The sequence below is a fragment of the Mesotoga infera genome, from assembly GCF_900157305.1.
Lineage (GTDB): Bacteria > Thermotogota > Thermotogae > Petrotogales > Kosmotogaceae > Mesotoga > Mesotoga infera.
This window is the reverse complement of sequence record NZ_LS974202.1, coordinates 1,226,603-1,247,855: the sequence shown is the minus strand read 5'-3', so window position 1 is coordinate 1,247,855 and position 21,253 is coordinate 1,226,603. Positions and strand designations below refer to the sequence as shown.

At 49.7% G+C, this 21,253-nt stretch carries 20 protein-coding genes; 10 read left to right on the top strand and 10 right to left on the bottom strand.

Features of this window, described 5'->3' with window-relative positions:
- Position 1: 1 nt before the first annotated feature.
- Genes MESINF_RS05645 through MESINF_RS05630 form a run of 4 tightly spaced genes read right to left on the bottom strand, consistent with a single transcriptional unit; the run spans position 2 to position 3,966 of the window.
- The gene (locus MESINF_RS05645; RefSeq protein ID WP_169698922.1) at positions 2-820 is read right to left on the bottom strand and encodes a carbohydrate ABC transporter permease; all 819 of its coding nucleotides are present in this window, start codon (positions 818-820) and stop codon (positions 2-4) included.
- Positions 817-1,701: a carbohydrate ABC transporter permease gene (locus MESINF_RS05640; RefSeq protein WP_197712711.1), complete on the bottom strand. Its 885-nt coding sequence runs from the start codon at positions 1,699-1,701 to the stop codon at positions 817-819. Before MESINF_RS05640 ends, MESINF_RS05645 begins: the two co-directional genes overlap by 4 nt.
- Positions 1,702-1,720: 19 nt before the next feature.
- Complete coding sequence (locus tag MESINF_RS05635) at positions 1,721-2,971, bottom strand: extracellular solute-binding protein (protein ID WP_169698921.1); 1,251 nt, start codon at positions 2,969-2,971, stop codon at positions 1,721-1,723.
- Between the two features lie 14 nt (positions 2,972-2,985).
- Positions 2,986-3,966 carry a LacI family DNA-binding transcriptional regulator gene (locus tag MESINF_RS05630; RefSeq protein ID WP_169698920.1) on the bottom strand — a complete coding sequence of 327 codons (981 nt, stop codon included), beginning with the start codon at positions 3,964-3,966 and terminating at the stop codon, positions 2,986-2,988.
- A gap of 357 nt (positions 3,967-4,323) precedes the next feature.
- Here MESINF_RS05630 and MESINF_RS05625 point away from each other — a divergent pair, with 357 nt between their 5' ends.
- A complete protein-coding gene (locus tag MESINF_RS05625; RefSeq protein ID WP_169698919.1) occupies positions 4,324-5,649 on the top strand; it encodes a hypothetical protein in 1,326 nt (441 codons plus the stop codon).
- A gap of 71 nt (positions 5,650-5,720) precedes the next feature.
- Entirely contained in the window at positions 5,721-8,015 is a 2,295-nt protein-coding gene (locus MESINF_RS05620; RefSeq protein WP_169698918.1) for a hypothetical protein, read from the top strand.
- Between the two features lie 153 nt (positions 8,016-8,168).
- Here the strand turns inward: MESINF_RS05620 and MESINF_RS05615 are convergent, their stop codons facing one another.
- A complete protein-coding gene (locus MESINF_RS05615; protein WP_169698917.1) occupies positions 8,169-8,618 on the bottom strand; it encodes a hypothetical protein in 450 nt (149 codons plus the stop codon).
- Between the two features lie 83 nt (positions 8,619-8,701).
- Positions 8,702-9,289: a TetR/AcrR family transcriptional regulator gene (locus MESINF_RS05610; protein ID WP_169698916.1), complete on the bottom strand. Its 588-nt coding sequence runs from the start codon at positions 9,287-9,289 to the stop codon at positions 8,702-8,704.
- 458 nt (positions 9,290-9,747) lie between these two features.
- Here MESINF_RS05610 and MESINF_RS05605 point away from each other — a divergent pair, with 458 nt between their 5' ends.
- A complete protein-coding gene (locus tag MESINF_RS05605; protein WP_169698557.1) occupies positions 9,748-9,885 on the top strand; it encodes a hypothetical protein in 138 nt (45 codons plus the stop codon).
- A 142-nt stretch (positions 9,886-10,027) separates the two neighbouring features.
- Here MESINF_RS05605 and istB read toward each other — a convergent pair whose 3' ends face one another.
- Together istB and istA are read right to left on the bottom strand one after the other, a co-directional pair.
- Positions 10,028-10,804, bottom strand: coding sequence for an IS21-like element helper ATPase IstB (istB, locus tag MESINF_RS05600; protein ID WP_169698556.1), 777 nt, complete (start codon positions 10,802-10,804; stop codon positions 10,028-10,030).
- Position 10,805: 1 nt separating this feature from the next.
- On the bottom strand, positions 10,806-11,897 hold the full coding sequence (istA, locus tag MESINF_RS05595; protein WP_169698555.1) for an IS21 family transposase: 1,092 nt from the start codon (positions 11,895-11,897) through the stop codon (positions 10,806-10,808).
- A gap of 56 nt (positions 11,898-11,953) precedes the next feature.
- Between istA and MESINF_RS05590 the strand changes: the two genes are divergently transcribed.
- From MESINF_RS05590 to MESINF_RS05580, 3 genes are all read left to right on the top strand, one after another.
- The gene (locus MESINF_RS05590; RefSeq protein WP_231936849.1) at positions 11,954-12,373 is read left to right on the top strand and encodes a group II intron maturase-specific domain-containing protein; all 420 of its coding nucleotides are present in this window, start codon (positions 11,954-11,956) and stop codon (positions 12,371-12,373) included.
- 363 nt (positions 12,374-12,736) lie between these two features.
- Complete coding sequence (locus MESINF_RS05585; RefSeq protein ID WP_169698915.1) at positions 12,737-12,985, top strand: type II toxin-antitoxin system Phd/YefM family antitoxin; 249 nt, start codon at positions 12,737-12,739, stop codon at positions 12,983-12,985.
- Entirely contained in the window at positions 12,969-13,367 is a 399-nt protein-coding gene (locus MESINF_RS05580) for a putative toxin-antitoxin system toxin component, PIN family (RefSeq protein ID WP_169698914.1), read from the top strand. The genes MESINF_RS05585 and MESINF_RS05580 overlap by 17 nt, the downstream gene beginning before the upstream one ends.
- 902 nt (positions 13,368-14,269) lie before the next feature.
- Here the strand turns inward: MESINF_RS05580 and MESINF_RS05575 are convergent.
- Together MESINF_RS05575 and MESINF_RS05570 are read right to left on the bottom strand one after the other, a co-directional pair.
- Complete coding sequence (locus MESINF_RS05575; protein WP_169698913.1) at positions 14,270-15,559, bottom strand: ArsB/NhaD family transporter; 1,290 nt, start codon at positions 15,557-15,559, stop codon at positions 14,270-14,272.
- Positions 15,560-15,732: 173 nt separating this feature from the next.
- Complete coding sequence (locus tag MESINF_RS05570; protein ID WP_169698912.1) at positions 15,733-16,386, bottom strand: hypothetical protein; 654 nt, start codon at positions 16,384-16,386, stop codon at positions 15,733-15,735.
- Between the two features lie 217 nt (positions 16,387-16,603).
- Between MESINF_RS05570 and MESINF_RS05565 the strand changes: the two genes are divergently transcribed.
- From MESINF_RS05565 to MESINF_RS05550, 4 genes are all read left to right on the top strand, one after another.
- Positions 16,604-18,334 (top strand): ABC transporter ATP-binding protein, encoded by a 1,731-nt coding sequence (locus tag MESINF_RS05565; protein ID WP_169698911.1) that lies wholly within the window; start codon positions 16,604-16,606, stop codon positions 18,332-18,334.
- A 98-nt stretch (positions 18,335-18,432) separates the two neighbouring features.
- Complete coding sequence (locus MESINF_RS05560) at positions 18,433-19,497, top strand: HesA/MoeB/ThiF family protein (RefSeq protein WP_169698910.1); 1,065 nt, start codon at positions 18,433-18,435, stop codon at positions 19,495-19,497.
- Positions 19,498-19,512: 15 nt separating this feature from the next.
- Positions 19,513-19,701 (top strand): hypothetical protein, encoded by a 189-nt coding sequence (locus tag MESINF_RS05555; protein WP_169698909.1) that lies wholly within the window; start codon positions 19,513-19,515, stop codon positions 19,699-19,701.
- Positions 19,702-19,856: 155 nt separating this feature from the next.
- On the top strand, positions 19,857-21,194 hold the full coding sequence (locus MESINF_RS05550) for a cyclic 2,3-diphosphoglycerate synthase (RefSeq protein WP_169698908.1): 1,338 nt from the start codon (positions 19,857-19,859) through the stop codon (positions 21,192-21,194).
- Positions 21,195-21,253: the final 59 nt, after the last annotated feature.

Below are 21,253 nucleotides of genomic sequence, written 5' to 3'. Positions count from 1 at the left end.
CCTATTTCAATGACATAGATATTCCCTGCAGGAAGTATTTTCTGAATACCAGAAATATAATGACCATCGGCATAGTTTGCAGGACCGAGCCGGCCAGCACTGGCCCGAGGTAGCTGCCGTACTGCATGTTGAAGCTGGCCAATAAAACCGATAGCGGCATCTTCGAGTAATCGCTCACGATTATCAACGGCCACATAAAATTGTCCCATATACCGATGAAGGTGAAAAGCCCCACTATCGAGGCGGTGGAACTGGTGAGGGGAACCAGCACCCTGGCGATTATCCAGAGATCGTTGGCCCCGTCCATCTTCGCCGCCTCCAGATACTCGCCTGGAACGGCCCTGAAGGACTGGGTGAACATGAAGACGCCCCAGGCTGAAACGAGCGAAGGCAAGACGACGGCCGTCCTTGTGTCTATCAAACCCAGATTCTTTATGAGCACGTACAGCGGCACAACGAACATGAAGCCGGGGAAGATCATCTGGAAGATTATGAAGTTGAAGATCATGTTCCTCCCCTTGAACTGCAGCCTGGACAGGGCGAATCCCACCAGCGCCGATGTCACCAGTACTCCCAGCGTAACGGTAACCGAGATGAGTATAGAGTTTCCCAGGGCCAGCATGAAGGGACGATCCATCTGGTCGGCGGCCTGCAGAATGAACCTGTAATGCTCCAGCGTGAGCCTGCTGGGCAGAAACTGTCCGTAGATCTCGTTCGCCGGCTTGAAAGAGGCAAGCACCATCCATATATAGGGATAGATCCAGAGGATCGAGGCAACAAAGAGAAATACATAAAGCGCTATCTGCCAGAATTTCTTCATGCCAGTTCCACCTCCCTCTCGACCAACTTTCTGGTCAGGAGTACGCAGCCGTAGCTCAGTAGCGCCACAACGATCGCGAGCGAGGAGGCGTACCCCGGATTGATCTTCTGGAAGGCTGTCGAGTAGATCAACATCTGGAAAGTGTAAGTCGTTCTCATAGGACCCCCGCCGGTTATCAGGAAGGGCTCGGTGAATATCCCGAAGGTGAGGGTTAACGAGAGTACCAGAACCATCACTATCGAAGGATTCAGGAGCGGAACGGTGATCTTGAAGAACTTCGTCCACTTCCCCGCTCCGTCCAGCTCGGCGGCCTCGTACAGAGACTGGGGAATAGCCTGCAGCCCCGAGAAGAAGATCAACCCGTAGTAGCCTATGAACTTCCATGTGACCATAATGGCGATCGAGAGCGTTGCCAGTTGCGGGCTGCTGAACCAGGGGATCGTAACGCCGAAGAGGGCTCTCGTCAGATCGTTCAACGGCCCGTTCACCGCGAAGAGTTTCTGGAAGATAATCGAGTACGATACACCGGAAGACACGTTGGCAACGAGAAAGGCCAGTATGAAAAACGTTCTGAAGAGTTTCACCCTTTTCAGGCCCAGCGCGAAGAGCAGCGAGAAACTTATCACTATGGGGATGAAGTAAAGCATGAAATTGAAGGTGTTTATAAAGACTCTCCAGAACAGCTCGTCCTGAAAAAGCTTTATGAAATTGTCGAACCAGATGAACCTTCGGGGCGTAAGAAAATTCCATTTCGACAGCGCCAGTATTATCAGCCAGACGAAGGGGTAGCCCCAGAAGATCGCCGTATAGACCAGATACATCCCCGAGAGCGACCAGCCCTTTATCGCCTCGACCGTTTTCAGTCTTTTCTTCACTGCCAATCACCCGCTAATGATAGAATCAGAACAGCTCCTTCCTCACTCTGCTGGACGAATCGCTCAGAGCGCTCAACGGATCGGATTTTCCGTACATTATCGTCTCAATCAGGAACGTCGTCATTATATCCTGAACCTCTACGGTCTTGGTGGTCAGCGCAGGCGGCACCGCATAGGCCACGTGGCTCGCGTAGGCCGCGAAGTAGGGATTGCCGTCCATATACTCTTTGAAGATCGGGTTAGTCAGCAGGTCCTCCCTGGCGGGCGGTAGATTGGTGGTCTCCATCCATCTGCGGTCCTTCTCTATGTCTGAATAGACCCACTTTATGAACTTCCAGGCGGCCTCCTTGTGCTTGGAGGTAGCGAACATCACCAGACCCTTGGTATCGGCGAAGGTGTAGATCGGTTCATCGGCCGGATAACTGTCGGGAACGGGCGGCGGTGTTATTACTATATCGTCGAAAACGTCGGGGAAGAGGCTTTTAGCCTGGTTGATCTCCCAGGGACCGAAGATGCCGCCGAGCACGACCCCCGTGTAGAAGGGATTGGAACCGAGATCGACGGCCGTCCAGTTGTTGCGGAACATTTTGTCTATGAAGCCGACCACTTCCTTGCCTGCATCGTTGTTGAAGAGCGCTCTGGCCTTCTCGACATCGAGGTACGGCTTCCCGCCGCTGGCCGCGTAGTAGTACGTGATGAAGTCGAACCAGCGGTCGTACCAGTTCCTTCCCATCACGACGAGGGTCCCGAACCTCTCGTTCGGTATGGAATACTTAGAACTGATTTCGTATATCTCTGAATATGTTCTGGGTGGCTTGTCGTAACCCAGTTCCCTGAGTATGTCCATTCTCCACCACATCATTATGGGGTTGGAGTAGATCGGAAAGACATAGTAATTCTTTCCAAACTTCCACTTCTCGACGATAGGTCTCATCTTTCTCGCATCCACCAGATCCCAGAAATCCGGAAATGAATCCAGCGGCACGAGTACGTCGGCCTCTATAAGCTGGGCCGCAAAGCCCGAGAAGATATTGGTGGAAATGTCCGGTATCCTGCCCGAAGCTATTGCCGTCAAAATAGCTTCCTCGGAGCTCCCGGCAGCGGGTATCGTTGACCACTTGATCTGGATATCGGGGTTGTTGGCGTTCCACTCGGCGACGGTCTCTTTCCAGAACTTCTCCTGAAGCGGATTAGGGGCGGTCCAGAATACCAACTCGACACCGATCGCGGCGATCGAAAGGCAGACAATCAACATCAAGAAAATGCTCTTCTTCACTGTAATTACCTCCTTTACACGGTTGTACTCTCACGTCTTACGAACTCGGTGAATAGCGATATCTTCATCGGGTGTGGCTCGCTGTTCATCAAGAGATTCAGAAGCCTCCTCGCTGCCGCCACGCCCATTTCTCGCTTGAATATCTTGAAGGTCGTAAGGGCCGGCGATGACACGGCCGCGTTCACTATGTCGTCGAAACCCATGACAGATACATCTTCCGGTATCCCTATATTACGCGCCTTTAACTCCTCCATCGCCCTTATCGCGGCCGTGTCGTTACAGCCGAAGACGGCGTCGGGGAGTCCGTATCTCGAAAGCATCAGATCTATGATCGCTCCCATGTTGTCGTTGTCCTCGTCGTACTCGAAGGATCTGGGCAGATAACCGGCCGATTCCATGGCCGCGACGTATCCGTCGTAACGATCCTTGAAGCCGAAGTGCGAGAGCGGACCGTGGATGTTCACTATCCTTTTCAATCCGCCCGAGAGGAGCTTCTTTATACCGTAAACGGCCCCGTCGTAGCCATCGGAGACTATGCAATCGACTTTCACCCCGGCCAGATATTGATCGACCAGCACGACCGGTTTTCCAGTAGCCTTGCTCTTTTTAACGTTCTCCTCGTTTATCTCTCCTCCCACAAGAAGGTACCCGTCAAGATCCCCCGGGAACTCCTCAACCGTGAAGAGACTGTAATTCATATTGTTGGCTTCACAGAACTCCTGAATCCCTTTGAATACTATGGTGTAAAACTGGTCGGAACTGTCCCGGAGAATTTTAGAGACCTTTTTTCCTGCAAGAACGCCTATATCGAAATCCAGTTTTTTGCTGGCCAGGTAACTCGCGACCCTGGAAGGCCTGTATTCGAGTTCGTCAACCGCGCTAACAACCTTCTCTCTGGCTTTTTTCGAGACATACCCGCTACCGTTCAAGACTCTGGAGACAGTGGCCGTGGAGACTCCCGCAAGTTTTGCCACATCTGAAAGCTTGGCCGCCATGAGAAAACACTCCTTTTATGTAAACGCTTACATCTCTAAAAGTACTATACCCTCTGAAAGCGATGATATTCATGTTCAAATATCAGATATAATAGGATCTCAAGACATATCAAATGTCATTAAACCAATTAATCTCATCATATCTATAATTATCATAAGTTTAAGTGCTAATTTAATCTTGTATATATACAAAATACGTAAAACAATGTGCAAAAATGAAATAATTGCTCATGAATACTTTTTTTCTCCTACCATGTTCGATTACTGTCATTATTCGTCTTAGATCAACGTACCAGAATAATTCTATAATCACTGTGATATGTAAGCGTTTTCATACGATCACAGGGAGGTGTTTACATGAAAAAGCTCTTCGTTCTTTTCTTCATAGTTGTTTCAGTGTTTCTGGCGGCCGGGACTGTGAAGATTCCAGTCTCCGTCAACTCTTTCACGGGCGAGGCGATACCTGTTTCTCTAGGTCTCAGCGCTCTCCTCGACATGATCGGAGTCGATTTCGATGCCAACTGGGATTCGCTGAGAGTGATTCAGGACGGAAAGGAGATTCCTTACCAGATCGACGACACGGATCTTACGGGGAGGCTTTCATCGGGAGACACTTTCTCCTTCCTCATAACGGGACCGGCCGAGATAGTCGTGAGCGACGACTTCGATATCCAGGCCCCGGCTTACGAGGCGGTGGGAAGTGTAGTAGAGGAGGACGGTAACTGGCTGGTCGAAGTGGGCGATATAAGGGCCACGGTGAACGCCAAAGGACTAGTGAGAGTGACCGGCTTCGGCGCCGTTGAAGGAACGATCGTCGATGAAATAGGTATCGCAAGGGTTTCTGGCTGGGTAGGCTCTACCTTCTATGTTGACGGTCAATACGGCAGACACGAGGAGAAGACCTCAGGGGACTTCCAGGTCATCGGGGTCGAGGTTTTACCGGCCGGACCTGTGGGTGTAACCGTTGTCAGCACGCTCGATGGGAAGCCCTTCCTCGGATTGACTCAGAAGATCATCACCACGATCTTCAACAACGGCGACATTATCTCCCGCAACACCTTCGAGTTCGGCACCTACACCGATCTAATGAAACTGCAGATTATGGCGACCAGACCGCTCACCGACATCGCCGAAGATACGGTGCACACACTTCCGGTCTTCAGAAGACTTCTCTGGGCCGATCAACTGAACATAACCCCTCTCGAGTACTGGTTGGAGAGAAACGCTATCATGTACACCGGCAATAAACCGTACATAGTCTTCCCCGCCGTCGATTCAATGAGGCCTCTCTGGTGGGGCGCAACGTACATCTTCGCCTCTCAGGAGAGCTGGAGGGCCAACTATTCGCCGTCTCTCAAGACGGGCATTGCCGAGATAAATATGTGGGTGCCTCCAATAACCGCCAACTACCAGGAATGGATGGGCGGACCGACATGGGTGTACGAGAGCCGGGAGTTCCGCGACGGACTCTTCGAGTGGATGCCCGGTGAGATTGACGCCTTCGAAAGCACGAAGGGCGCCGTCTCCTCCAAGTGGGAAGATTACGTGGCGCATTTCGTGGCCGGCGATGTTTACGTCTTCCAGAAAGTCTATTCGGTCTATAACGCCGATTCGATCGCCGATTCCATCGAGTTCGTCGAATTGAAGAAGGCGGAGATACAGTCCCTGGTATTTGGAAAATAGAGACCTCTATTCATCTAAAACGGTTTAAGGGCGAGCTTTGCTCGCCCTCACTCTTGAAAGGGGGAATATTTATGAAAAAAATTCTGGCCTTGTTCATCATAGTGCTGCCCGTTGCGCTCGCAGGAATAAACGTGGAGCTAGATCTGGGCCATCTCGAATTTCTGAGAGATGAGTTCGATATAGAAGGGAGCGTAGAGGCCGGCTACTGGATCTACGCCGACCGGCAGCCCGATGGATCTTACAGACACGCACAGGCCCCGGGGGAGGGAGTAACCTGCGTGGACGACGTGGCCAGAGCCGCCATACTCTACCTGAGACTCTTCGAGAAATCGGCCGAAGAGTCTCATTATCTCAAGGCCCGGGAAGCCCTGGACTTCCTTCTGGCCATGCAAGATGTGGACGGCGACTTCTTCAATTTCATCTTCGCGGACGGGAAGATAAACCGTAACGGCCCCACCTCGCGCAAAGGCGGCAACTGGTGGACTGCTCGCGGGCTCTGGGCGTTATCGACGGGTGCTTGGGTGCTGAGTCAGAGAGACCCTTCCTACTCCATGGAGTTGGCCAGGGCTTCGCATAAGGCCTTCAGAGTTTTACTCAACTACGAAAGAGATGGCCTGATCCAGGGATACACTGACATCTCATCGGTAGCGCTCCTTGGCGCGGTCGAGCTTTACAGAATCTCCAACGACCTCGAAGTGCTTAACTTCATAAAACGCTGTTCCGGTTCTCTTAGATCGAAACTGATCACCGATAATGACTCGATCTTCAGAGGTCTGGTGGACGAGAACGCTCCGCAGGAGAACGTCCCTCACTGGCACGGCTGGGGCTCCAGACAGCTCGAAGCGCTCGCGATGACCGCGCTGGCGCTGGAAGATGATGAAATGCTCGGGCTAGCGGCCGACGCCTTCAAAGACGGCGCCATGCTTCTGCTCAGCGCCGGTCCGGTGTATTCTCTGAGCGGTTTCGTCCAGCTCTTCCCTCAGATCGCCTATGCTGCAGAGGCGGCCATTTCGACCGGCTACACGCTCTTCTCCATTACGAATGACCGCGAGATCGCGACGATCACCGCGCTTCTGGGGAGCTGGTTCATCGGTCTCAACTCACTTGGCCAGTCCATGATCGGACCGAACGGGGAGGGGTACGACGGTATGGAATTCTCCCACATAAACAGAAATGCCGGCGCCGAATCGACGATATCCATGCTGCTTTCGCTGGAAAGACTTTCGAGATTGCCTGACGAGTACGAAAAGTACTTCTCCGGCACGATCGAGTTGCTTACACCGGCGAAGGTGATAGAGGCCGAAGCGATGAGGACCGGCCTCTCCGAAGTCGATACATTTCAGGGCACAGGGATCTCGGGAAACGCCTCTCTGAAGGTAAGTGGCGTCTTCAGTCTGAGGGAGAGCGTCGCGCTGCCTCCGGTACCTTATTCGGCCTTCGCCGGGGTCGGCAATGTTCAGACCGGCCCCGTCTCTTTCACACTCCGCCTGGGGGAGTCGAGATCTGAAGTGACCCTTTCCATCGCCCGGAATTCGATCTTCAAAGTTGGTGGCATCACCGGCACAGGTCAGGATTCGACGCTCACGCTGGGGGGAAAGGTCGGGTCGGGAAGCTTCGATCTCGATCAGCTGGTGTTTCTACCCGACCTGATCGCCCTGTACATACCGGAGAGCGACGAAACACTGGTCTTGAATCACAGGGCCGTTCCCGGATACGAAGAGGGAATGACCGCGCTGCCAGGGAGAATCGTATCTACCGAGAGAAAGATCGTTCAGGTGCCGACCGTGGCCGTTGATTTGATCGAGAATCTCGACCAGGTACACCTAGATCTGAGGGCGCTCTTCGACAACGACGGTCTGGCAACGGCCGATGAAAGGAAAAGCTCGAATTTCGACAACCCGCAGGGCATCTTCGGTGCCTCTTATCCCGCGCAGGAACTGGAAAAGAGCCTCATCGACGGCAGGCTGGAGATCTCCGGCGTAGAATTTGCGATTACGACGAAGGGAAGGGACAACATGCGCCTGACCGGCCAGGCCGTTACCTTCGTTCCGGAGGTTTTCAGCCGGATCTGCATACTGGGTTCGGCCAACCACGGCGATTACACGGGACAGGCGATGCTGGTTTACGAGGATGGAACCACACAGAACATCTCTGTCTCCTTCTCCGACTGGTGCGGCGGCCCCTCGATGGGCGAGGATATAGCCTTCACTTTTCCCTCCAGATACGACAACACCGGAAACATAGAGAGAATAAAATGCATGCTTTACTACCGGTGCATCGAAACTCTCGACAGACCACTCAAAACCATAGTCTTTCCGCAGATCCCTAACGTCCATATATTCGCGATAACGCTCAGAAGGAAGTGATCTCCCCGCGCAAGAATAAGCGGGCCGTAAGGCCCGCTTTCTTGTATCAACTATAGTTCGCAACACGATAAGTTTCAATTTTTGTGTGGAATCATAATGGCTTTTTTGTACGATATTTCTGAGTAATCAAATTGGATTCACTCGCTTCTATTGCTATTCAAATTTTGTATTAATCAGCATTCTACATTTATCGCTTTTCATTAAAGTACTCTCAACAGTTATGTGTCTGGAGTCGATTTTAACGGCCGCCGACAACATGGCGATCATGGGGTCTAGACACCATCCATCACAGGGGTTCGCCCCGCCCATCTTCTTGGAAAGCGCGCAGAGTTTGCATGAAGTCGCTGTGGCGACATAGCCCTCCCCTGTTTTCTCCACCTCCCAGTTCGCACAGCCGTAGATCTCCGAAAGCTTGTAAAAGACATCTTCTACGTTCTCTATGCCCAGCTGTTGATTCATGTATGGAGCCGTCTGGGCCTGCCTCTCTTTTCTTCTCTCGACTATCGCCTCCAGCGCCTTCAATCTGTCGTACGTGTTGACGGCCTCCGCCACCGATACCGCGTATGTGTTCTGAAGTATTGCGAGTCTCTTTTCGATTTCCACTTTTCTCCTCTCCTCTTTGTTGTTTTAACGTTCGTTAGTAAAGTGTATGTAGTAAAACTGCATCTTTATATTTTGGCTTACGTTCAGTGTGATTGCGGATCGGGAATTGAACCGTCCACACCGCGCAGAACGATGGCGATCTCTTCCCGGATCTCCCCCTCTGGCAAGTATCTGTTTTTCACGACTATGTTCTCGATCAGCGTTTCCATGAGATGCACCAGAGTCCGCACAACCGCCGTGTCGTTTTCGGTGTTCTTCAGATGAGGCTGCAGAATCTTGTAATGCCTGGGCAGTATGGTCTTTTCCCATTCATCCATGAGGTTCATCAATTCATCGTCGCCGTCGAAGGAGAGATAAACTTTTATCCCTAGCCGGTAAACCTGCTTATCGTAGTTGTTCAGGGCGTTCAGGTCGTTGATGAACTTGGTGTAGAAATCCACGATGCCGGAGGTTTTCAGGTGAGAAGCCTGCTTCTTTATAATGCTGAAGAACTCCTTTTTGATTATTTCATCGAACAACTCTTTTTTGTTCTTGTAGTAATAATAGATCATCGGTAGAGAACATCCCACATCGTTGGCGATGTTGCGTATCGTCGTTCCGTGATAACCGTTTCTGTTGAAATGCTCAACCGCCACTTCCTTGATTCTCTCTTTTAAATCCTTCTCCGCCATCGCACGCACCTTTATATTTAACGTTCGTTAGTATTCTATCACGCCTTATTTTATATTTCAAGGGCAATGATTTATATGATTCTTTGCAGAATGAAGAGCGGGAAGAGCGAGAAGAACCGTCCATCGTCCTGCGTCCCGGAGCGTGAACCCGTCCTTTCCTCCTTCCCGTCATGCCGGACCTGATCCGGCATCTCGTGCGCCCGGCATGGTACACAACTATAGGGTGAAAGACCCGAATGTGGGGAGTCAAAGAAGCATTAGCCAGAGGCAAGGGTGTCACTGGTAACGGTGAATCTGAAGGAAGCCCGAGGCAAAGTCCGGAACTGAACGAAAGTGAACCAGAGATGGCCGTTACAGAGGGTAACCCTGCGAGATAAGGGAAAGCCCTGACTCCAGCTGTAAAGGTTCGGATGGCAGGATTCGGATGAAAGTGGTGTATCTTACCCGGGGAAGTCCTCATGAGTCCGAAAGGGGTAACCGTTAGCAAGGAGGAGATCCAAGTTAAGGGAAAGCTCAGGAGGATGGCAGATGAACCCGTAGTAGTGAAGAACCTCTCCGAAAGGAGAAGGGACCTTGGCTATAAGCCAAGGGGGTGATGAGGAGGTCGAAAGGCTCCATCACTTGCGAAGGGGAGAAGGATCGAAGAAATGTGATCGGAAGACAGTGTGTCAACATCAATCGGAAATGTGAAAAAACATCGATCGGAAATGTGGAAAAACATCAACGATTTTTGTGAAATCAATGACCAGGCGAACTAATCAATTGTGTACCAATAAGACCGGTTTTCTGTTTCTCTCTAAGCCTGTAACTCTTTCCTCGTATGTTGACAATGGTACAGTGATGCAATAGTCTGTCAAGAACGGCTGTTGCGAGTATCTCGTCTTCAAAGATTCTGTTCCATTCTGCAAAGCCTCTGTTTGAAGTAAGGATTATGCTTCCCTTTTCGTATTTCTCACTCACCAGTTCAAAGAAGAGCTTTGCACCTTCATTTTCAAGTGGGAGATACCCCAACTCGTCTACAATGAGTAGCTCAATCGATTTGAAGTAACCTATCGTCTTTTCAAACCGTCTTTCAGAAAAGGCCTTCTTCAGTTTGTCCACAAGCGATATTGCATTCACAAAGTAAACTTTCTTCCCTTCTCTGAGCGCTTCCATTCCCAGGGCTACTGCCAGATGTGTTTTTCCAACCCCGGGAGGTCCAAGCAGAACGACATTCTCTTTTTCGTACAGGAATCTCAAGCTCTTCAGTTCCATTATCTGTTTCCTGTCTATTGAAGGCTGAAAGGAGAAGTCGAATTCTTCGAGTGTTTTGTGAAATGGAAGTCCACTGTATTTGAGAGCTGTGAGATATCTTCTTTCACTCTTCTCCTTTACTTCAGCCAGCAGTAATTCTTCCAAGAGCTCGGTTACATCTTTCTCTCCTTTGCCCCAATTGTGTAGAGAGAAATCCAGCGAGTTCATCATTCCGGTAAGCTTGAGCGATTCCATTAACTCTCTCACTTTTTCGTATGCCATTTCATGCCCCCACCAGTTTCTGGTATTCCTTCAAGGACCTTACTTCAACCTGGTCTTTGAGTGGCTGGCTGTTGATCAGATCATCTTCACAATAAATCTTCAGCATCTGACCTTCCGTTTGCAGGTTGACTTTCTTGCCGGTGTATTTCTCAGGTACCCTGTAAGCTCTTTCTTTGTAAATGACCTGTCCGGACTCTCTTACCAGCCTTGTGTTTAATCTCCTCAAGGGATAGAATCTAGTTAGTTTATTCAGATGTTCCTTTTCCCTCTCGAACCTCTCGAGAGGGGTTTCTTTTAGATAGGAATGTAATCTCTGGTTGGCAATGACCAACCAATCGAGAAGAGTGTTCTCTAATTCAGAGAGGCTTGAGTAGCTTTGAGCATACAGTATGTTGTTTCTCACATACGGAACCATCCTCTCAACCTTCCCTTTGGCCTTCGGGTTGTATGGACGATGAGTTATTATCCTGAAGCCATAGAAGTCTGCGAAGTCTGTGAACTTGGCATTGTATTCTTTCTTCCTCTCAAGAGACTTGACCACGGCTTTCATGTTGTCGTACAGCCCTTCATGTGGATAACCTCCGAAGTATTCGAATGCCTTGTTGTGAGCTTGAAGAAGTGTCTCAAGCTTCTCGTCATTGACTATCTGGACATACAACATTCGCGAGTATCCTAGGACCATGGTGAAGAACTTTATCACCACCGACTTTCCACCTATCCTGGTCTCACCCTCTCCCCAATCGGCCTGGAATTGCCTGCCCGGAGCTGTCTCAAATCTTGTGCTCTCAATTTCATCCTCCGGACGTATGGAGTGCACATACATCCGAACTATCGTCATTCCTCCGGTGTAACCTTGAGCCTTTATCTCTTTGAACAACACTGTGGCTTTTATTGACGGATACTCTTCTAGCCTTTTGATTATGTGCTCTTTGTAAGGATCCAGTTTTGAAATACCCTTCATCTTCTTCCAATCCTCCTTCAAATACTTGCTGACTGTGTTTTCATGGCAGCCCATTTCTCTGGCTATCTCTCTGTTTGTAATTCCCCTCTTGCTAAGTATTCTTATTTCAATGACCTGCTTCTCTCCCAACATCTGAATACCCCCTTTTTGCCTGAGAATATTCAAATGTTAGTCCACAATTTCTCCCGATGCTTTTTCACATTTTCTACCGGCGTTTTTCTTATTTTACTGTTGATGTCGACACAAGAAGGAACCAGAGCACACCGGTAAAGGAAATAGTGAAAGAGCTAAATCCACTGTTGAGAGGATTTGCCAGCTATTTCAGGATAGTAGACTTACAATCTACCTTGAGAGGGCTTTTGAGCTGGATAAGGAGAAGGCTTAGAGCCATCATACTACACCAGTGGAAGAGCACAAAGAAACTGAACAGAGTCCTTAGAAGGGCTGGATGGGAAGAGAAAGTCAATTTGAGAATGAACAAATGGCGCTCTTCTCACACAAAAGCAGTCAATTACGCCATTCCCAACAGGTTCTTTGAAGAGATGAACTTATTCGATATGACATCGTACTATCATCCCCTGTCGAAGTATCCGATACTCGATCCATGAGCCGTGTACGAGGCCCGTACGCACGGTTCTGTGAGAGGACGAGGGGCTCCGCCCCTCTCCTACTCGATCGCTCTTTCCTCTGTCTTGAACCAAGAACGAGTAACCTGAACGCACAGCGTCGGAACAAGGAACTGCTCTTCCAAGGACGGGTCCATGATCTGGGACGCAGGACGATGGACGGCTCTTCTGAGCGAGATCCCGTATAAGATCATTACGGGATGACATGAGTGGGGCGGTTAACGGTATGACACGAAATGACGGTGCGGGTAGCCGAGGGGGAGGTTATTCAGGTCGACAACAAGTGTGATACATTTGTATCACTAAAGATTATATTTGTGATACAATGGTTTTGAGGTGATTGTTATGAAGACTGTTAATGTTAGGGATATTCGAAACAGGTTCAGCGAGATTGTCGAAAGCAAAGAAGAACTTCTGATTCTTAGGCGCGGGGTTCCGATCATGAAGATATCACCCTTGTCTAAGGAGGATTTGATGAATTACTATCTTTCAAAAGCCCATGAAGAAGCGAGAAAGATTGGACTCAGCGAAAAAGAGGGATTAGAAGTTCTGGATGAGGTAAGAAAAGAGATGAAAGATGAAGGTAGTTATTGATACGAACGTTGTGATTTCAGCGGCTCTTGGCTCCAGAACATGTAGCATGGCCATCATTAAAGCACTGGAGCAAGAGGTAATTGAACCGGGAATATTCACTCAAGAGTTGCGAAGGTTTATAGTGAAATTGATGGGAAAGCGTAGAAATGCTGAATTGGAAGCTCTTTCCAACTTTGTAGAGTATTTCATAACGGTGGTAGAGATTGTCGATGACTATCAGTTAGTTAGTTTCAGTGCTGATCCTCCGGACAATCATTTCATTTCATTGGCGGCGGCCAGAAATGCCTTGCTTATAACCGGGGACAAGCTCTGTCTGCAAAGTGCACTGCGGGGTAATGTAAAATGCAAGACGCCATCACAATATCTGAAGGACTCTCTTTGACGCTCCATAAAAGAGTTGGAGTGAGGTTTCTCAACGACGCTGCGCGTCCAGGTTCTTGGTAAAAGATTCGAGAGGAGGAGAGAGAGGAGAGGAGATCCCGTATAGGAGCATTACGGGATGACATGAGTGGGGCGGTTAACGGTATGACACGGGATAACAGTCTTACTCCCTTCCCGTCATTCTGGCATGTTCCTAGTCAGGATCCCGGTCTTCGCGAAAAACGGGGACAGACGTCAGGAGAATCGTCAGTCCCCATTTTCGCTTTCGCCTTCTCGTGAGCGGAGTGAACTCTTTTTTCTCGCGTATTTTTCCAATAACTTGCCTCTCGCCGCTGCTCTCAAGAGAGTTATCTTTCCTCTTTTATTATTTCTCTCTTGATATATAAATAAATAATAATAATAATCTTCGTAGAAAACTCGTAGAAAACTCAGTCAAAGCTTTTGTGGCAGCGAATTTGACCCATGTTCATAACTCAAAAGTTTTCTACATTGAATGTAGATAACTCACATGTGTACCATGAATGGCCGATTGTAGAATGTAGAAAACTCAAAACGCCCGTATTTGTTTTCTGGAGTATATTTCAGGCGTTTTTTCCTTCGAGACGCATGTTCATAACTCGGTGGGCATGTTCATAACTAGGTTCGCCATACGAATCGATATGCGGAAATCGCCTTAGATAGCCAGATGCGTCGATTTGAGTTATGAACATCGCTATGATTGTCTTTAAATAAGGCTTTTAGAGATTTCGGACCGAGTTATGAACATTCAATGTTCATAACTCCCTAAAAAAAGGAAGTGTATTTCCCGAATAACCGCGTGTTTTGGAAATAGATTTCACAAAAATTTACTCTTGGAAATTCGTTTCACGGAATTGGAAATCAATTTCCAAATTTTAGAGTCCTTTATCCAATCATGAGCAGCCTGACTATGAGATAGAGGTTCGAGATTGCGAGAGAAACTACGGAAAACGGGAAGCCCAGCTTCAGGAAGTCCAAAAACGTGTTTTTCTTTCGGGCCTCTTTGTTGAGCATTTCGAAAGTTATTATGTTGGCCAGGTGGCCGGTGAGCGTGCCGTTTCCCCCGAGGTTTGCGCCCAGGGCCAGTGCTATCCATAGGTCGTAGGGCAGCGGGTATATGGCCGAGAGATTGGCCACGATGGGTATGAAGATCGTCACGACTGGTATGGCGCCGGTGATCATGGCGATGAAGCCGCTGAGCCACAGGATCGCGCTTGAGAGCAGGATTGGATTACCTTCGAGCTTCATGGCTATCCGGGAGAGATCGCCGGCGATTCCCGAGCTTTCCAGAGAGTAAGCGAGCGAAAAGAGGCCTATGAAGAAGAGTATCGCGTTCCAGTCAACTTCGTTTGCCATGTGATCGAAGTCCTTGCCGGTATACAGTAGCAGGAAGGCCGCGCCGAGTATGGCGAAGAGCGACATCTCTATATCGACGACGCTGTGGATTATGAAGCCTATCACAACGATCACCAGTGTAGATAGGGAGACTATCATGAGCTTTGGATTGGTTATGACACCCTCGGTTCTCATCTCTTTTATCACCGAGTTGTTTTGAGAGAGCGAGGCGAGGCTCTTGAGTATGCTGAATCTCGACATCAACAAGAGCACGGCAAACGATAAGGCCAGTGGAATGAAGACCAGGGCCGTGAACGTGAGGAAGGGTATCTTCGATGCGTTTCCGATTATTATGTTCGGTGGATCTCCCACGAGCGTCATGCAGCCGCCCACGTTGGAGGCCAGTATCATGACCGTGGTGAAGGCGAAGGGGTTGAAGCCGGCTCCATCGGCGACAAAGAAAATGACTGGCATGAACATTATCATGGTGGTCACGTTGTCGAGGATCATCGAAAAGAGCGCGATCAGGGCGGCGAACAGGGCCGAGAGGAGCATGATGTTACCCCGCGTCCACTTCAAAGTCCTGATGGCTATGTACTGGAAGAAACCTGTCGATTTTATTATCGCCACTATCACCATCATACCTATAAGCAAAAATATGGCGTTGAAATCGACGAATTCGGATATGGTCTCTATGCGCATGCTTTCGGAGACTTTTAGCACTACCAGCAGCATTCCGGCAGTGAAGGCGAGTAAAACCCGCCGCTTCTTCGAAAAGACTATGAGCGTGAAGGCCAGTATGAAATAGATGCCGACAAAGAGTTTGTCCATACTGTTCATTGTAAACCCGACACGCGCTCTTTGCAAAACCCATATGAAGCCCGGGCCATCTGGCCCGGGTTATTGGAGGTTTTACGAAGTCTAAACGGCGTTCTGTGACAGTTGCTGTGTCGTTTCCACTTTAAGGTTCTGCGCTTGACTCATTTCACTTTCAATTGGGGGGGATAAAGTATTCAGTTGATTTCCGTGTTCCCTTCGTTGACGATCGCTCTTTCTACAATAATCTCATCACCTGCCGATCTCCTGATTTGTGGCACCTTACCGCCTGTTGTTACGTTTCTCAGAACGGTAACCCTGACACCGAATTCATCCGACATTCTAAGGACGAGCACTTTCTGCGATGGTATTGCCTGTCTTGTCGAGAATTTTCTTTCACCTTCCCGGGGTTTGAGACTTTTCAGATCTTCCAGAGCCGCTCCATCCCAGCCGGTTGGAATGTCGCTCTCCGTTCTTGTCTCGTAAAAGAGAATTCTTTCAAGACCTTCATCTTTCCACAATTTCATGAAATATATCAGCTCATCCAGAGAAAGTCTCCTGTCGCTCTGCATCGTGTAATGTTCGGTCCTGGTTACGTCCCGAAATCTAATTTCTATCGTTCCCTGACTGTACCAGCTGTTGTATTTTTCGATGAATTGCTCGATGGTCATCGATTGTGGCAAGTTCTCCAAGTTCTCTCTGATGAACTCTCTTCCAGTAAGAACCACCTCCCCGACTTTCTTGACTTTCCGTTCGGAGAACAGCTCTTTTAATCGATTTTTGCTCGTTTCTTTCACTTGGCCGTTCTTTCCAAAGGTTGATCTATCTGTATGTGAAACTGTCGTTTTCATTCCTATCACCTTCGCCACTCCCGCTGTCTTTTTCTTTCAAACCCATTCTAGTAAATGAATTTGGGAGAAATACAGTGAGAATTTGGGAGATTGTGGGATTTAGTGTGGAAAGTGATATCCAGCCGGACGATGCTTCTGTTTTCCTTTTGCTCGCTTGTTATACTTCGCGCGAGGGAGTAAAATTGAGACGCTTACCTTACTTTACTGGAGGCTCTGAATGATTCGCAAATTTATCGCCTATTATCGTCCACACTTGAGGCTGTTCATTCTGGACATGGCCTGCGCCTTCATGATCGCGGGCATAGATCTGGTCTTCCCGACTTTCACGAGCAGGGCGCTCGACGACTATATCCCCTCGGGAAATATGCGGGGTATAGCGACAATCACCGTGGTTATGGCCCTGCTATTCGTGTTGAGGGCTGTGTTCAACTACATCGTGAACTACTGGGGCCACGTTGTCGGTGTCCGTATGGAATACAACATGAGGAAGGATATCTTCTCTCATCTTCAGACCCTCTCTTTTAGTTATTTTGACAGGGTGAGAACGGGAAAGATAATGTCGAGGATCGTCAACGATCTCAGAGAGATAACCGAGCTCGCCCACCACGGTCCGGAAGATCTGCTGATATCCTTGATCACCCTGACGGGCGCTTTCATCATTCTGGTGCAGACCGACTGGAGATTGACACTGGTAGTTTTCATGTACATTCCCTTCATGATATGGTTCGGCGTGAAGAAGAGACAGAAGATGGCTCAGGCCTTCAGGATCGTGCGAAAGAAGATAGCCAACGTCAACGCGCAAGTGGAGAACAGCATCTCCGGAATAAGGGTGGCCCAGTCCTTCACCAACGAGAACTTCGAGAAGATCAAATTCGATACGGGCAACCGGGAGTTCAAAGAATCCCGTCAGTTCGCCTTCAAATCTATGGCCGAGATGACGACCGGCATCGACCTTCTGATGAACCTTCTGAAGGTCACGGTGCTGGCTATGGGCGGGTATCTCACGTACGCCGGCGAGATCTCTGTCGGGTCGTTCGTGGCCTTCTTTCTGTACATAGAATTGTTTTTGCAGCCTATCAGGAGGTTGATGCAGTTCGCCCAGCAGTACGAGGATGGAATGTCCGGCTTCGAGAGATTCATAGAGATAATGGAGACCAAATCTTCAATAATCGACAGCCCGAACGCAGTCGAACTCAAAGACGTGATCGGAGAGGTTAAGGTCGAGAACGTTACTTTCGCCTACGACGGCGGAGAAAACGTCCTGAAGAACGTATCTCTGGATATACCGGCCGGAAAGATGATCGCCCTGGTCGGACCTTCCGGAGGGGGCAAGACCACGCTCTGCCACCTCATACCGCGCTTCTACGATGTTAAGGAAGGGAGAATCACGATCGACGGGAAGGATATAAGGGATGTCACGCTGCATTCTCTGCGCAGGAATATCGGGATAGTCCAGCAGGACGTCTTCCTCTTCGCCGGGACGATCCGCGACAATATAGCTTACGGAAAGGGCGACGCGACGGACGAAGAGATAATCGAAGCAGCCAAGAAGGCCAATATACACGACTTCATAATGACGCTAGATAAAGGTTACGATTCTTACGTCGGTGAGAGGGGCGTTATGCTTTCCGGCGGACAGAAACAGAGGATCTCCATCGCCAGGGTCTTCCTCAAGAATCCGCCGATTCTGATCCTCGACGAGGCGACCTCCTCTCTCGACAACGAGACCGAATTGAAGATACAGGCCTCTCTCGAAATGCTTTCGAGGGGAAGAACCTCTCTGGTAATAGCCCACAGATTATCGACTATAAAGAACGCGGATGAGATAGTTGTCATCACGGCCGACGGAATAATAGAGAGGGGAAACCATTCCGAACTGTTGAAACTCTCAGGCCACTACGCCAGACTCTACAAAGCCCAATTCAAGGGCTACATACCGGATATGTAAAAGCAGGCGCCGCGTTTCGCGACCCCTCGAACGGCCTCCCCTGAAAAGACATAGCTGATATACTTGTGTTGTGTTTCGATCCACGGGAGGGATGAGTTATGGATATGGAAAGTGAATTCTTGCTCAACTGGTACGAGAGACAGCTCCTGGTGAAAGGGATCGACGACAGATTACAGTTGAAGCTCTCGGAGGAGACCTTTGGAAGAATCTCCGGAGAGCTCGAAGAGCTCGTGGCGGAGTTGCTTATAAGGAGTGGCCTTTCCGGAATAACCAAGGAGTTTCCCCGGCAGGAGATACTCCCCTTCTACTCTCCGCTCATATACAGGCAGGAAGAGACCGTTATCTTCGAAGACGGTCCCCTTCTCGAAATTGTCGTCGATAAGGAGAAGAAGAGAATCTCCTTCCCCCATTCCCTGCCGGTGACCTACGCTCCGATAATCGCGGGCAGGATCTTCTCATGGTTTATGGACGGCAAGTACGAAAAGGCCTTCAACATGAAACTCCCGGCCGGTCTCGATCGCATCGGACGGCCCGGAAAAGTCATGGTGGTCGGTGCCGGCGGCCTGGGAGCCCCGCTCATAAAGCTGCTGCTTGATCGTGGCCTGAAAGATATCACGATCGTAGAGCCCGGTGAAATAAAACTTAACAACCTGCACCGACAAATATTGTACGATTATGGTGACGTTGGATATCCCAAAGCGACGATACTCGAGAGGAAACTCTCAAGGATGTACCCGTCGGCGAGAGTGAAGATCTACAAAGAGCATTTTGCCGAAGGTCTTCTCAGAAGCGAGAAACCTGACCTGGTGGTGAGCTGCGTAGACAATTATGGTACGCGTTACGAGATAAACGATTCCTCTTACCGCTCTGGAATTCCATACGTTGATTCGGCCGTCGAAGGATTCAGCGGCTACGTGATTTTCAGGAGACGCGACCTGGCCTGTTACAGGTGTTTCATGGGCGACGACAGGAAGGATACCACCGCGCCGAAAGGCATATTGCCCTTCACGAGTTACTTCGGGGCTATGCTCCAGGCGGCCGTGACGATCGACTTCCTGAACCGGAGAAGGTCCATCGAGAAAGTCTTCTGGTTCGACCTAAGGAACGACATGTACGAAGAGATCGATGTCGGAAAACGAGAAAGCTGCGAGGTCTGCAATTGAAGAGGTGAAACGGCGATGGAAGTGGTTTACGGACAGAAAAGATGGAGCTTCGACAGGGCGATGCCTCTTGAAAAGCTGGTCGAAGAAACGGGTCTCAGGAGAGAGGCGGTCCTTGTAATGGCCGATGGTCGGCTGATAAGAGAGGGCGAAACCATTCCGGTCGGATCGAAGGTGCTTATAATTAGCGCGGCAAATGGAGGATGATACGCCAGCATACTCACGCATACCGTCGCATAATGCCGTATATAGGGGTTTTTTGGCCCCTATTGTTTTTTGTGGGCGATTGGTTCTTTTTGAAAACTGTCTTTATGTACTGCTAGAATCTTATAGATAACGGAAGAAATACGGAGGTGTAGAAAATGGAAAAGAAACGTGTTCTGATACTTGGAGCTGCCGGAAGAGATTTCCACAACTTCAACACATATTACCGCGACAATGAAGAGTTCGAAGTCGTGGCCTTCACGGCGACCCAGATTCCGGGAATCGATGACAAGAAATATCCCGCCGAGCTGGCCGGCAGGCTTTACCCGGATGGCATCCCTATACTGCCCGAAGACAACTTTGGAAAACTGATCGACCAGCACAAGATAGACCAGGTAGTCCTTGCATATAGCGATCTACCGCACCAGTACGTAATGGAAAGGGCCGCCATTGCCAACGCGCACGGGGCCGATTTCATCCTGCTCGGGCCTTCCAAGACGATGATAAAATCCTCGAAACCGGTGATCTCGATCGTCGCCGTCAGGACGGGCTGTGGAAAGAGCCAGACCACCAGAAGGGTGCTCGACATCCTCAGGGCTAAGGGAAAGAAAGTCGTGTCCATAAGACACCCGATGCCTTATGGCGATCTCGTGAAGCAAAAGGTCCAGAGATTCGCCGACTACGCCGATCTGGACAGACACGAATGCACGATAGAGGAGAGAGAAGAGTACGAGCCTCACATCGACAGGAAGGCGGTCATATACGCCGGAGTCGATTACGAAGCGATCATGAGAGAGGCCGAAAAGGAAGACGTGGATGTCATCATCTGGGACGGTGGAAACAACGACTTCTCCTTCTACAAAACCGATCTCTACATAACTGTCGTGGATCCGCACAGACCCGGTCACGAGACCACTTTCTACCCGGGCTTCACCAACCTCATGATGGCCGACGTCGTGGTGATAAACAAAGAAGAGACAGCCTCGCCCGAGGGAATCGAAACGGTCCGCAAGAACATCGCCAAATACAACCCCGACGCAATAGTGATCGATGGCGCCTCCCCGATAATGATCGAAGGCGGCAAGGCATCTGAGATAAAGGGCAAAAGGGTACTCGTGGTCGAAGACGGCCCGACGCTGACGCACGGTGGAATGAGATACGGAGCCGGCTGGGTGGCCGCCAAGAAGTTCGGCGCCAAAGAGATCGTCGATCCCAGACCGTACGCTGTCGGCTCGATCGTGGCCACGTACGAGAAGTACAACCATATCGACGAGATCCTGCCGGCCATGGGTTACGGCGAGAAACAGATGAAAGAACTGGAAGAGACCATAAACAAGGCCGACGCAGATCTGGTAATAATCGGCACGCCGATAGATCTCAGAAGGGTCATAGATATAAACAAGCCGGCAGTGAGGATAGGCTACGAACTTCAGGAAATAGGCAGACCAAATCTGGAAGAGATCATAGACGAATTCCTCAAGAAACACAAAATCTGAACTGATTCTACCGAAGGGACCGCCTTGAGCGGTCCCTTTTTTTCTCAACGCCTTCCCGC